Genomic DNA, 13352 nt, shown 5'->3' on the forward strand with positions numbered 1-13352 from the left:
TTGCTGTATGGTAATATTAAGACAAACGTAATATGAATTTAGTAATTTTAAATTGACTATATTAACAATGGATATCTTTTGGACAAATGCCAAATTTTTTGCGAAAAGCTACGGATAAATGTGCAGGTGTATAACCAATTTGATATGCAATAGAAGATACGTTCAATTCACCTTCTGATAACATTTGATATGCCGCATCAAGTCGTAAAGTTTGTAAATATCCAAAAACACTATCACCAAAAACTTTACGAAAATCGATTGTTAGTTTTCTTGTATTAATCCCTACCAACAAAGCTAATTCAGATAGTGAAGGAGGATTTTGCATCCGTTGAATTAAAATATCTTTTGCCATAAAGATTTTTTCAAAATTCGCCCCTTTAAATTTAGTTTCTATATTTTTCTGTGATGAAGGTTGAATGGTTTCCAGGGTATGTGCTGCTAATTCTAATGCTTTACCTGATAAATACATGTTTCGAAAATTACCTTGAAATGGGCAATTTGAGATTTGTATGCAAAGCTTACGAATAGATTGAGGCAATGGAATAGTGATTAATTTGGGTTTATTAGCATGTAGCTGAAGTTTACTATCCAGTGTTTCGAGGGATTCTGTAAAATTGTTTAACAGATTATTGGCTGATAATGTTACCGCTGTATATCGCAATAAACATCCAGCAGGAAAAGATTGGGATCCTTCAGCATCTCCACGATTCCAAACAGCACACACACACGGGCCAGCAATTCTGCTAGTAGGAGAATGAGGTAATTTACAAAGAAGCTCATTATTATCAATGATGATAATCTTTAATCCATCAAACAAAGGCTCTGTTTGCCAATTTTGGGTGGATGTCTTTATTGTGCCATTTTTTAAGGATATTGTCCCATCATAATAAGATATGGTTTGTTCATGGTAAGCGGCCTCAGAAGAGGTTGTTATGGGAGGTAAGTGAGAATCCAAATTCATAATAGCAACTCAGAGTAATAGTAAAAATTAATAACGCTCCAGCTAAATATAAATAACTCTTTATAATTAGATTTCCGAAATATTACTTAGTAGCATATCTTATTATTTTTTAACATATACCATTCACTCTATTGTCATAATTGTGTTTTTTTACTTGATGCAATCAATTTTGCATATATTCCTTGAGATAAAAGCAGTTCTTTATGCTTTCCTTGCGCAACAATTTTTCCATTATCCATTAATAAAATACGATCGACCGCCTGCATCGTAGAAACACGATGAGAAATTAGAATAATGGTGCAGCGATGACTTATCGTGGATAATGTTTTTTGAAACGCATGTTCATTTTCATTATCTAGCCGAGAAGATGCCTCATCAAGAAGTAAGATTGGGGACTGCATCAACAACGCACGTGCGATAGCAATACGTTGCTTTTGCCCCCCTGAAAGACGTGAACCAGCCTCCCCACATATTGTATCGTATCCTTTGGGAAAAGATACAATAAAATCATGCGCTTGTGCTTGTTTGGACGCTTTTTTAACCTCTTCTAACGAAGCCTCAGGCTTACCCAGACGAATATTATCAATTATGCTCTCGTTAAACAGATGAATGTCTTGAGGTACATAAGCAATTAACTGCCGAAGGATTGCGACTGGTAAATCACGTAAATCACGCCCACCTATTCGTATAGCTCCCTCGGTCACATCACAAAAACGCAATAACAGATTAATTGCAGTACTTTTGCCCGCACCAGAATACCCAACAAGCGCTACGGTTTCACCTGGCGAAATCATAAAGTCGAGCTGGGTCAAAACATTACCTCTATCATTACCATAACCAAAGCTAACATTATCAAAGCAAATCGAAGTTTCTGTCGGTGCTGGTGCGGTTCCTTTATCGATAATCTGATGTTTCTGATGGAAGATCGTTAAAATACGAGAGGCCCCAGCCTTTAATTCCCCCAATTTCCTAGCTGTTTGTGTGACTTCAACAATAGGTGCCAGCGCTCCTCCTGCCAACATAATAGCCAAAGGAAGAAGCGATAATGGCAACAATCCATCAGCCATTAAGAGACTTCCCACCCAAGTAACACAAATGATCCCAAGCGCAGTTGCACTATCAATCATTGCTTGCTCCATCCCAACTCTTCTACCATAATGAGATTGTGCAGAAATTAACGCTTTGGAAAGTGTCATTAATCGATTAAATATCTCTTTAGTTCTCCCAAAAATAATGATGTCTTTTTGCCCTTGAATAACTTCAACGGTTTCTGCATTCAGCTCTCCTAATTTATCCATCACAATTTTACCTTGATTGTGAGCTTTAACACCTAACCAATAAGGAATAATGCCAACAAATATTAAAAATGGCACCAGCGTAACTGTCAGTAATGGATGTATTGTAAATAAAATACATAATGCTATGAAAGGAATAAAAACAGCACCAACATAATCAGCAACAGTATGAGCGTAAAAATGCTCCATTAATTCAGCATCAGCAGTTGCAACCGATGCCAACTCTCCAATACGCTTTCCTAAAATAGCATTAGGGGCTGATCTTTCTATTCCATCATAAATCCCAAGTCTGAGTTTTTCGATCAAAGTAAAAGCCAATTTATGCGAGATATGTGCTTGCCACCAACGTGAAGCAGCAACAATCATAACAATTACAGCAAAACAAACACAATGAGTTACAAGATCTTGCCACAAACTTCCTGCAATTGCCTTACCAACAATCCATCCACCCATTGCGAGAGTTGCAAGTGTTGCACCTTGTGAGATAATTCCAGAGATAATAGTTAATATCAGTAGGGAATATTGTCCTTTTAAAAGAGGGATTAATCCCAAAATATTTTTATTACTCATAAGGTTTGACTTTCTAAGGAAAGCAGCCGTGCATAGATAGCACTATATTGTGCAAGTTCAGAAGGGGAACCTTGTTCGACCAATTTTCCATTTTCAAAAACTAAGATTTGATTAACATGTTGAATGGTAGATAAACGATGCGCAATGATAAGCGTTGTACGTCCCTGTGTCAGTGTATTCAAAGATTCCTGAATAGCTTTTTCATTTTCAGGGTCAAGATTAGAAGTTGCTTCATCTAAAATAAGAATGGGTGAATTTTTTAATAATGCACGTGCAATAGCAATACGTTGACGCTGCCCACCCGATAAGTTTGCCCCTCGTTCACCAACCATCGTTTCATATCCTTGGGGTAATTTTTCAATAAACCCGTCAATACGTGCAGCAGTTGCAACATGATGCAACTCTTGCTCTGAGGCATCAGGTTTCGCTAGCCTCAAATTTTCGGCGATCGTTCCATGAAAAAGAAATATATCTTGTGAAACAACACTAATTAACGAATGTAAATCATCAAGTAACATATTTCTGATATCAATATCTCCAATAAAAATTTCTCCATTATCAACATCAAAAAAACGCTGTAACAAATTCGTAATAGTAGTTTTCCCAGAACCTGATACCCCTACAAGAGCGACCGTTTCATGCTCCTTAATTGTAAAGCAAAGCTCATTTAATGCTGGTTCATTAGAGTTTGGATAGGTAAAATTCACATGCTTGAATTCAATTGGATAATGTTGTGGAAGCGTGACAGGTTGAGTAGGATTGTTTACTAAAATATCCATGTTTAAAAATTCAACCATCGGCGGGATTGCCCCATTTGCAGCCCAAGTGATACTAAACTCCTTTTCTAGACGATCTAGAGGGCGAAAGGCTTCACGAGCTAAAAATAAGAAAATTAATAACGCCAATGGGGTAATGTCACCAATTGTTACTCTATAGCTATTAATAACTATAACCAATGCAATCCCCGAAAAAGTTATCAGGCTTGTTAATCCTGTTCTCATCAATGTAACCTTAATTGTTTCCATTGATACGTGTTTAAGATTTTCTGTACGTTCAGCTAATCTCTTTCTGCGTTGTCCAGAAACACCAAATGCTTTTAAAATGATAATCCCTTGAAGGCTATCGAGCATATAATTTCCAAAAGCACCCATAGCGGCAAATACACCAGATATTTCTGGCATTTGCCAGCGCATCCACAGACGATCAATGACAGGGAATGCAATAACAAATATTGACAGTAAAATTGCTGAAGGCCAATCTACTACTACAAGGATAATTAAAACCCCACCTGATCCCAGAAACGCACCAATAATTGCTGGTATATAACGACTATAATAAGATTCAAGCGCTTCAACACCATTGATAATTATCGTTTGAATATCCCCTGTTTCTTTGCGTAATGTAATACTAGGACCCAATTCAAATAGACGTGTTAAAAGTTTTTTTCGTAATTCTTGTTTTGTAGCTTGTGCTGTTTTTTGTGAAGCAATCTCGGCTATCCAAAGGAAAAAAGATCTTAAAATAACAACGGCAATTAACATGATTAGTGGAATGGAAATATCAGTCTTCTTTTGAATGAATAATTGTGCCACAATCCATGCTAATAATATGCTTTGTATAATATAACAGGCGGTAATAGCTAAATTAACTAAAATATTAACAAACAACTGCCCACGAATTTTTGTTTGAAGGTGAAGGGCTTGGATATTATATTTACCCATTGTAATATTCCCCTTCTTTTAACATCATATTAGTTGATAACTTATGGATGACAAGATGCTCTGTCCCTTGCTTTGTGCGCGCTATGCTTGCTTTCACACCATAAATTTTTTCAAGTAAATTAGAGGTTAAAACAGCTTTAGGTTCTCCCGCACCAACAATGTGTCCTTCATGAAGAAAAATAAGATGATCCGCCCAATTGGATGCCAGCATCAAATCATGCAAAACAACGATCACAATACATCCAGACGAAGCCACAGATTTTAACAAAGCCATGACTTCTATTTGATGCCTTAAATCAAGGGCACTGGTTGGTTCGTCTAATAATAAAATCTTGGGATTACGAACAAGCGATTGAGCAAGACTGGCAAGCTGCCTTTGCCCGCCTGACAATCCCCCTAAATGTTTCATCGCTAGATCGATAATACCAACCCTTTCTAATGTTGATAAAGCTTGATCTTCATGTTTAGTCGTCCCAATTACCGGCGTTAAAGTTTGTGAAGCAATAATGACACTTTCAAGCACTGTTAATCCATAGGTGGCCGAAATCGATTGCGGCATAAACCCTACGATTTTTGCCCTCTCATTTGTGCTCATTGTCATTAAATCTTTCCCCTCCCATTCTATCGATCCCCTTGCGCGGATCAATCCAGCTATTGCACGTAAAATCGTTGACTTCCCGGCACCATTTGACCCCGCAAGAACTGTTAATTTGCCTGATTGAATATCCAGTAAATCAATCCCATTAATGATTTTTTCATGACCATAATGCACGTTTAATCCGCGAACAGACAAAGAAGATGAATTTGATTTCATCGCACAAACTTTCCTGCAATTAAAAAGAATATGAAGCAGGGTAACCCTATTAAAGAAGTAACAATACCAATAGGTAACAAAACACCAGGAATAACTATTTTTGATAAAATACTGGCAAACGACATAATAATAGCACCAGATAAAAGAGCAGCTGGCAGAAAGAACCGATGATCTTCACCAACAATCAATCTTGCAATATGAGGACCAACAAGCCCAATAAATCCAATCGTGCCAGCAAAAGCAACAGATACAGCAGCGAGAATGCTTGTTCTAAAAAGACATCCAAAGCGTAGTCTACGAATATTGACCCCAAGACTACTTGCGCGTTCCTCCCCTAAAGAAAGCAATGTTAATGACATTGCTGCTTTCATTGAAAATGGAATAATAATTGCAAGCGTAATGACTAATGCTATTAACGAAGACCCGTCCGCACGATCTAGTCCACCCATCGTCCAAAACACAAGCTGCTGTAAAGAATCAGCGGGTGCAATAAATTGAATCACAGCAACAAGCGCATTAAATCCAAAAACAAGTGCAATTCCAAATAAAATGAGTGATGTCGGTCCACGTTGAATAATTGCAAAGGCTTGAATAAGGAGTACCGCGCCAAAAGACATAATAAACGCATTAACTGGAACCGCTATGCTTTTGGGAACGAAAGGTAATGTTATTCCCAATACAATTGCAAGTGCAGCACCAAAGGCCGCAGCCGATGAGACACCAAGTGTAAATGGGCTAGCTAATGGATTGGATAAGATTGTTTGCATTTCTGCACCAGCCAAGCTTAAGCTGGCACCAATCATCACTGCAAATAATGCCGTGGGTAGGCGAATATTCCACATAATAACGCTTAATGTATTATGTGGATCATGAATATGAATAAGCCCCTGAAATATCTCTTTTAATGATAGCCCCGCTGGTCCAGTCATCACGTCTACAACTATGCCAATCAATAGCAACAGAATAAGACCGATAATCCATATAATTCTTTTGTGAATAGTATGATGATATTCTGCTACGACCCTTTGACGAGACGACTCAACTGGAACAACTTTTTGTATCATTGGCTGCTGCTCTCCTTGTTGACCCAAAAGGTTCCTTCCAAAGGAAAAGCCATAAATTGCTTGTTCAACTCAGTTAATGTTTTATCTGGATCAACGTCGTTTAACTCATTAGGATGAAACATTTTAGCCATTTCCTCAACCCCTACAAAAAACAGCGGTGTATCAAAGAAAAACAGCCAAACACCACCTGCCTTATTTTCACGAACAGCACGTAGGTTGGAAACCCCAGGAGCCTGCATAACGCTTGTCATGGATGCTTCGGCCTGTTCTTTTGAAATAGAAGGTCCGATTTTCAAACCATTCAACGCAGCTGTAGAACCGCCACCAACTAAATAAAAATCTGGATCACGAGCAATAATATATTCCAAGCTCAATTTTCCTGCAGACCCTGGGATTTTATCCATACCAATGCTCTTTCCACCAGCAGCAGCGATAAAATCGCTCATATTTCCGTGACCAGAGCTGAAACAACAATCTTTACCATCCGGATTAAGATGGAATAAAACCTTTAGTTGTTTGGTATTTTTGACAAGCTCAGCAATATTCCTCATATGCTGTTCATAATATGACACAAAAGAGTTTGCTTCTTTTTCACGATCTAATAATTTGCCAAGCATCAACATACTTGGAACGGTTTTTTTAAGAGGATCACGAAAGAAATCTACAAATACATACGGAATACCGGCCTTATCAAGCTTTTCTATACCATCTGGAATAGGACCATATAACGTAAAAATAACTAGATCTGGTTTTGCAGCAATCACAGCCTCCATTGAAAAGGATCTATTTGTTAATCCACCAACATTTGGAATATCGTTTGCTTTTGGAAATTTCTTGCGAAGTGCATTAAATAATTCAGGCGAGTATTTTTGAAGATCATTTCCCCATCCGACCACACGCGATAAAGGGTCTTTGTCAAGTAGAGCTAATGTCAAAACATGACGACTTTCAGACAGAACAATACGCTTTGCAGGTGCTGGTAAAGTTACTTTTCGGCCCAACATATCCGTTACTGTAATAGAAGTATCTTTACTCGTTTGTGCATTACACAGAGTAATGCTACCAAATATGGATATTGATAAGACGAGTATTAAAAATAAACGTTTAGAGATGATTGGAAAGTAAAAGTTATTCATAAAAATGGTCATTCCTTGATTACCAACGATACGTGAGATTTGCCATCACCGTGCGACCAAAACCTTCGTTACATGATGATGCAGAACATGTGGAATAATAACGTTTATTAAACATGTTATTCAGATTAACATCCAGTCTCAAGCCATTATTCGAAATTAGTTTTTTGAAATTATAGTGAGCTGCCATGTCGAATAAGGTAAAGTCAGGAACTTTGATGGTATTTAATGTATTAGCATAAGTTTTGCCGATATAACGCATACCAAAGCCAAGACCAAGACCCGCTAACTTTCCTTTACTGAGCGTGTAATCGCCCCAAAAAGAAGCCATATGTTGTGGTAGTCCTGTTGGTACTTTATGCAATGCACCAGGAACGGTAGTTTTCGTTGTTGAAAGATCATTGTAAGTATAATTTGCCAGCACTTTAAAATCAGAAGTAATGTTAGCAACGGCTGATAATTCAACCCCTTGAGAGCGGACTTCCCCTGTTTGAATGGAGTTTTGTATATTGTTTGGATCGGTCGTTTTAACATTGGTTTGATCGATACGGAACCAAGCAAAGGTAAATAAAGCATCAAAATGATTGGGTTTATATTTTATACCTGCTTCGATTTGTTTTCCCTCAGTTGGTTTAAAAGTATTTCCATAAAAATCTGTTCCAAGAGTTGGGGCAAAAGAAGTTGTATAACTGAAATAAGGTGCTGCACCAAAGTCTGTCACATATGTTAAGCCTGTAAGGTAGGTAAATTTGTTATCATTTTGACTTGTGGTTGCTCTAGATAATTTATTACGTGTATCCACCATTGCCCAGTCTTGACGGGCATCAAAATTAAGAACTAAATGTTTAACAAATGTTAATGTATGAGCTGTGTAAACCCCAACTTCGTTTGCCTTTTGATATGTTTTCGTAAAAGGCGTTGGTGCACTAAACCCTGCGCCATAGGTTGGATGATAAATATCAATAGAACTGGCCCTGCCAAAATCTAAAGAATAATCCTCACCAAGATTACGCCAAGAAGTTCCTAAAATAGAAGTTGCCTTTACAATATCACCAATACCCCATTCCGCTTTTCCATAATTATCCATTGAAAAAACACGACCTGTAATTCTAAATTCATAAGCCGCACGATTAAGGGTTCGCATATCACTCGCAAGTGACATCCCAGACAATGTTTGTGTCAACAAATCATTATAAGTATAACGGCTGGCTGAATGAATGGACCATGTATCATCAAACCGATGATCGAAAATATATCCTAAGCCCATTTGAGTCATATGATTGTCTAAATGCCGACCATCGAGATAAAGATTGCGTTTTAATTTCCCATTTGGATTGGATAAAATCGTTCCATAAATTGGCAAGAAGGGTCGGGGCGGTCCAAATTCATCACGACTAAATGAGGATAAAATTGTTAGAGATGTATTGGAATCAGGTTTCCAAGAAAAAGAAGGGGCAATATATCCCGTATTATCTGGAACATATCTAAACTGAGTACCACTTTTTCTGATCACACCGACTACTCGATAAAGCAATGTTTTATCTTTATCGATCGGACCAGAAAAATCCGCTTCACCTTGTATACGACCATAACTCCCTCCATTAACACCAACTTCTCGGATTTTTTCTTTTGTTGGTTGTTTACTAATGGCATTGACAACACCACCAGGAGATCCAATACCATAGAGAAACCCACTAGGGCCACGTAACACCTCAATGCGTTCCATACCAAAAGGCTGATAACGAGCATAAGATTGTGCCGTTGTTGAACGAAGACCATCCAATAATGCACCATTCAAAGTAGCATCAAATCCGCGAATATTAAAATAGTCAAACCTTTGTGAAGCTGCTGAGGTAGAAGCAAAAACACCTGGGACATATTGTAGCGCTTGCGTCGTGGTTTGCACATTCCGATCATCCATTTCTTCGCGACCAACTACACTGATTGATTGTGGTATTTTAAGAATTGATGTTTCAGTCTTACTTGCTGTTGAACTTTGTTTGGCTACATATCCATGCACTGGTCCATTCACACGTTCGCCACGTACCACAATTGTTTCAGTAACTGGATCTGAATCTTTTTCTTGTGCAAAACTCTGGTAGCCATCTAAAAAATAAGCAATATTTATTGCATATACCAAAGAAACAATAATTCTTTGCTTGAAACCCATCTTGTATAAACCTTAAGTAAGCACCATATTCAGATTGATAATGAAAATCATTATTAATATGATATGGGAAGGTTATCTTTAACAATAGAGATGACTTTAGCTTACAAGACTTTTTCTTTAGCTAAAAACACATATATGACATAGTTTCATTTCTCAAGAGAAAATATCAACTATCTTTATTGGTTTCACTATTCGTGCTTGGTTCGTAACAATACTACCCATAAATCCATAAGGGATATCTAGGTCATAAAGATACCAAAATTTAAGATTCCCATTTTGTCGTAAAGTTACCCTGAAATAGTCTGATTTTTTACTATAAAATGGAATAGCTACATCACTCAGTGACTGTAAACCTGTGCCTATAGCTTTCACGGCCGCCTCTTTACGAACCCAAAAACGTAACCAATCTATTTGATTATACGAATATTGTGAGAATCTTTTTAATTCTGAGTCAGAGCAAATGTCACAAAGAATTGATTGAAAATCAACGGTTTTTATTCGTTCAAGATCCGCACCAATAGTTCCCCTTGCTGAGATAGCAATTAATATACCATCACTACTACGGCTTAAAGAAAATGCAGGACCACCATTAATAAAAGGTTTTCCATATTGATTTGAATAAAATTCTATATCAAAAGGTCGAACATTTAGATAGTTACCTAAAATCTGACGTAAAGCTATATGAGCAGCAGCAAATCGCTTTGCCTTAGTTTCATCTTTAATAAGTAAATAGCGTTCTATTTCATAACCATCAAGCCACTCAAGCTGTTCAGGACTAAAAGGTTCGGAAGCATTTAAACGAACAAACCAAGAATCAACCATTCCCTAACTCTACCATAATTAAGTCAATTGATAAAAGCGTATAAACTAATTTTTTTCATTTAAATGCAAAAACATATTATTTATTAATAATAATTACTATACAATAATCAATTTATTTTTTATAAGAAATTGAGACTTTTTTCAACAATAAAAGGATTACACTATGGTAACAACCAGTACAATCATTTCTGGAACAGCTAAATTTAATCAGACATATAATACAAATGGTGATTTAATTACAGTTTTAGGAAGTGCTGTTAATTTTTCAATCTTAAATGGGGCAGCATTAAATGTCGCTGGACATACTTATGGCACAATCATTCATGAAGGCGGCAAAGAAGATGTTTTAAATGGTGGTTCGGCAGCTACCACCATTATTAACAATGGTGGTATCCAGAATGTTTATAATTGGGCATCCACAACCTCAACAAATGTCAATAGTGGTGGTATCCAAAATGTTTACAATGTTGGATCAGCTTACACAACTATTGTCAATAATAGTGGCATCCAAACGATATATGATGGTGGTTCCGCTTTTTATACACAAATCAATTCAGGTGGTTACATGACAACCACAAGAGGTGGTGTCTCTATCCAAGCCTATCTTAACAGTGGCGGTGTTGAAGATGTCGGTTTTAACAGACTTACAAACATGTCGTCTATTGGCTCTTCTCTCAGCACACAAATATATGGAGGGAAACAATATGTATATTCAGGCGGTATAGCATCCGCTGCAACTGTTTTTGCTGATGGGTCTAGTTTTATCGTCGCAGGTGGTTCTGCCGTTGATACTATAATCAGCAATGGTGGTACGCAAGAAGTATATGGGCATGTCACCAACACAAATCTATATAATGGCGGGACACTACTTGTAGCATTCGCTGGATCAGCTACAGGCACAAAGGTCGGATCAAATTCGATTGAAAATGTTTATAGTCGAGGCTCTGCAACAGCTACAGTTGTGAGCGCTAATGGTGTACAAAATATTTATAATAATGGTTCAGCAACCTCAACCATTATAAAAGGTGGTACACAAAATGTTTATAATGATGCGTCTGCTTATACCGCGCAAATAAGTAATGGTGGTGTACAGAATATACACGATGGTGGTAAGGGTTTTTTTACAACTGTCAATTCAGGTGGTTATATTACAACTACAAATAATGGTCTATCATTCCAAGCCTCTCTTTCCAGCGGTAGTATTGAAGATGTTGGTTTTAATAGATTTACACAAATGTCATCTATTGGTTCTTCTGTCAGCACACAGATCCTTGGTGGAAAGCAATATGTGTATTCAGGAGGCGTAGCATCCGCTGCAACGGTTTTTGCTGGAGGATCCAGCTTTATCGTCGCAGGTGGCTCCGCAGCCGATACAATCGTTAGCTCTGGCGGAACGCAAGAAGTATATGGTGATGCCAAAAATACAAATCTATATAGTGGAGCAACGTTACTTGTCGCATTTGGTGGAACAACAACCGGCACAAAAGTAAGACAAGATTCTGTTGAAAATGTAGCCAATGGTGGCTCTGCTACCTCAACTGTTGTCCAAGCAAATGGTACGCAAAACGTTTATGACAATGCATCAACGACATCCACAATTATCAATGCAAGTGGTGTACAAAATGTTTATAATAATGCGTCTGCTTACACCACTATTATTAATAGCACCGGCACTCAAAATGTTTTTAGTGGTGGTCAAGGATTTTATACTGTCATTAATAACGGCGGCACTCAAACGGTGTTATCGACTGGTGTTGTATATGGAACAACAATTAATCAAAATGGTGTAATGAATGTCGGTGAAGGTGGTTTAGCCAATAGTACAAATATTCATAGTGGTGGTTTACAAACTGTTTCTGGAACAAGTAGTGTATTTGGATCAGCAACAAACACCGTTATTCTAACAGGTGGTCAACAAACCATTTATGACGGGGGAAGAGCAAACACTATTACCTTATCAGGTGGAACATTGAATGTCAGTGCTGGCGGTGTCATTACAGACAATGTTACCTTTATTCCAGGTGGAACACTCAATGTTTACTCTGGTGCGAGCGTTTCAACAACTGTTACCAATGGTGGCAGAGAAATCCTTTATACTGGTGGTGTAGCAAGCAGTACTGTTGTGGATAATGGTGCTCAAATCATTTATACTGGTGGTTTGGCTAGAAACACAACTATTTTAAACAACGGCACTGTCGATGTTAGCTCTGGTGGTAGTGCAAACACTGTAACAGTGAATTCCGCTGGTATCTTCAGAGTATCTGGTGGTAGCGTTAATACGACTGTAATTAATATAAACGGTTATTTAGCTGTTAATGGTGGAAGCGTCATGAATAATACCGTTAACACAGGCGGTATTTTAAATATTAACTCCGGCAGCCTTGGTAGAACAACCGTAAGCTCTGGTGGTTCTCTAATGATGGATGCAGATCATGTTACGCGGTCTGGTCCACTGAATGTATTAACTGGAGGGTTTCTTAACTCACGTAAAGCATTGCAGGATATCACGATTGACTCACTTTCAGGCACAGATTTCTTAGCTGTATTGAATGATCCTACTTTATTTGAAGAAACAGATTCAGCTCCAAAAATTAATATTGATCAAAACCAATCAAGATCTTTTATCGCTACTGACCAAAATCAACCTTCGACAAATACAACAAATGATACAGGAAAACAAACCCCTACAACTTTATCAGATGATTTGGATGATTTTGGACAAGATGGTGGTATTTTACCGATACAAGCGAGGAGTTTTATAGCACCTAGATCTGTTGGAATTAGCACGTATGCATTACCCAC

General features: G+C 37.7%; 8 protein-coding genes and 1 pseudogene. 1 reads left to right on the forward strand and 8 read right to left on the reverse strand.

Annotated features, from left to right (window positions below):
• Positions 1-61: 61 nt before the first annotated feature.
• The 8 genes from PQG54_RS10610 to PQG54_RS10645 form a co-directional block, all read right to left on the reverse strand.
• Positions 62-961: a helix-turn-helix domain-containing protein gene (locus tag PQG54_RS10610; protein ID WP_271790521.1), complete on the reverse strand. Its 900-nt coding sequence runs from the start codon at positions 959-961 to the stop codon at positions 62-64.
• 134 nt (positions 962-1095) lie between these two features.
• Positions 1096-2826 (reverse strand): ABC transporter ATP-binding protein, encoded by a 1731-nt coding sequence (locus PQG54_RS10615; RefSeq protein ID WP_271790522.1) that lies wholly within the window; start codon positions 2824-2826, stop codon positions 1096-1098.
• Positions 2823-4547: an ABC transporter ATP-binding protein gene (locus PQG54_RS10620; protein WP_271790523.1), complete on the reverse strand. Its 1725-nt coding sequence runs from the start codon at positions 4545-4547 to the stop codon at positions 2823-2825. Before PQG54_RS10620 ends, PQG54_RS10615 begins: the two co-directional genes overlap by 4 nt.
• Positions 4540-5361: an ABC transporter ATP-binding protein gene (locus tag PQG54_RS10625; protein WP_271790524.1), complete on the reverse strand. Its 822-nt coding sequence runs from the start codon at positions 5359-5361 to the stop codon at positions 4540-4542. Before PQG54_RS10625 ends, PQG54_RS10620 begins: the two co-directional genes overlap by 8 nt.
• A complete protein-coding gene (locus tag PQG54_RS10630; protein WP_271790525.1) occupies positions 5358-6425 on the reverse strand; it encodes a FecCD family ABC transporter permease in 1068 nt (355 codons plus the stop codon). The genes PQG54_RS10625 and PQG54_RS10630 overlap by 4 nt, the downstream gene beginning before the upstream one ends.
• Positions 6422-7561, reverse strand: coding sequence for an ABC transporter substrate-binding protein (locus tag PQG54_RS10635; protein WP_271790526.1), 1140 nt, complete (start codon positions 7559-7561; stop codon positions 6422-6424). Before PQG54_RS10635 ends, PQG54_RS10630 begins: the two co-directional genes overlap by 4 nt.
• Positions 7562-7580: 19 nt before the next feature.
• Positions 7581-9728, reverse strand: coding sequence for a TonB-dependent siderophore receptor (locus PQG54_RS10640; RefSeq protein ID WP_271790527.1), 2148 nt, complete (start codon positions 9726-9728; stop codon positions 7581-7583).
• 153 nt (positions 9729-9881) lie between these two features.
• Positions 9882-10550: a 4'-phosphopantetheinyl transferase family protein gene (locus PQG54_RS10645; RefSeq protein WP_271790528.1), complete on the reverse strand. Its 669-nt coding sequence runs from the start codon at positions 10548-10550 to the stop codon at positions 9882-9884.
• A gap of 163 nt (positions 10551-10713) precedes the next feature.
• On the opposite strand from PQG54_RS10645, the pseudogene PQG54_RS10650 reads away from it, so the two are divergent.
• Positions 10714-13352 (forward strand): annotated as a pseudogene (locus PQG54_RS10650) (hypothetical protein); the annotation flags it as partial.

This window comes from Commensalibacter communis (genome assembly GCF_947179015.1).
In the GTDB taxonomy this organism is placed as follows: domain Bacteria; phylum Pseudomonadota; class Alphaproteobacteria; order Acetobacterales; family Acetobacteraceae; genus Commensalibacter; species Commensalibacter communis.

Coding starts and splice junctions, on each gene's coding strand:
- PQG54_RS10610 (WP_271790521.1), bottom strand. CDS start 961: ATGAATTTGGATTCTCACTTACCTCCCATAACAACCTCTTCTGAGGCC.
- PQG54_RS10615 (WP_271790522.1), bottom strand. CDS start 2,826: ATGAGTAATAAAAATATTTTGGGATTAATCCCTCTTTTAAAAGGACAA.
- PQG54_RS10620 (WP_271790523.1), bottom strand. CDS start 4,547: ATGGGTAAATATAATATCCAAGCCCTTCACCTTCAAACAAAAATTCGT.
- PQG54_RS10625 (WP_271790524.1), bottom strand. CDS start 5,361: ATGAAATCAAATTCATCTTCTTTGTCTGTTCGCGGATTAAACGTGCAT.
- PQG54_RS10630 (WP_271790525.1), bottom strand. CDS start 6,425: ATGATACAAAAAGTTGTTCCAGTTGAGTCGTCTCGTCAAAGGGTCGTA.
- PQG54_RS10635 (WP_271790526.1), bottom strand. CDS start 7,561: ATGAATAACTTTTACTTTCCAATCATCTCTAAACGTTTATTTTTAATA.
- PQG54_RS10640 (WP_271790527.1), bottom strand. CDS start 9,728: ATGGGTTTCAAGCAAAGAATTATTGTTTCTTTGGTATATGCAATAAAT.
- PQG54_RS10645 (WP_271790528.1), bottom strand. CDS start 10,550: ATGGTTGATTCTTGGTTTGTTCGTTTAAATGCTTCCGAACCTTTTAGT.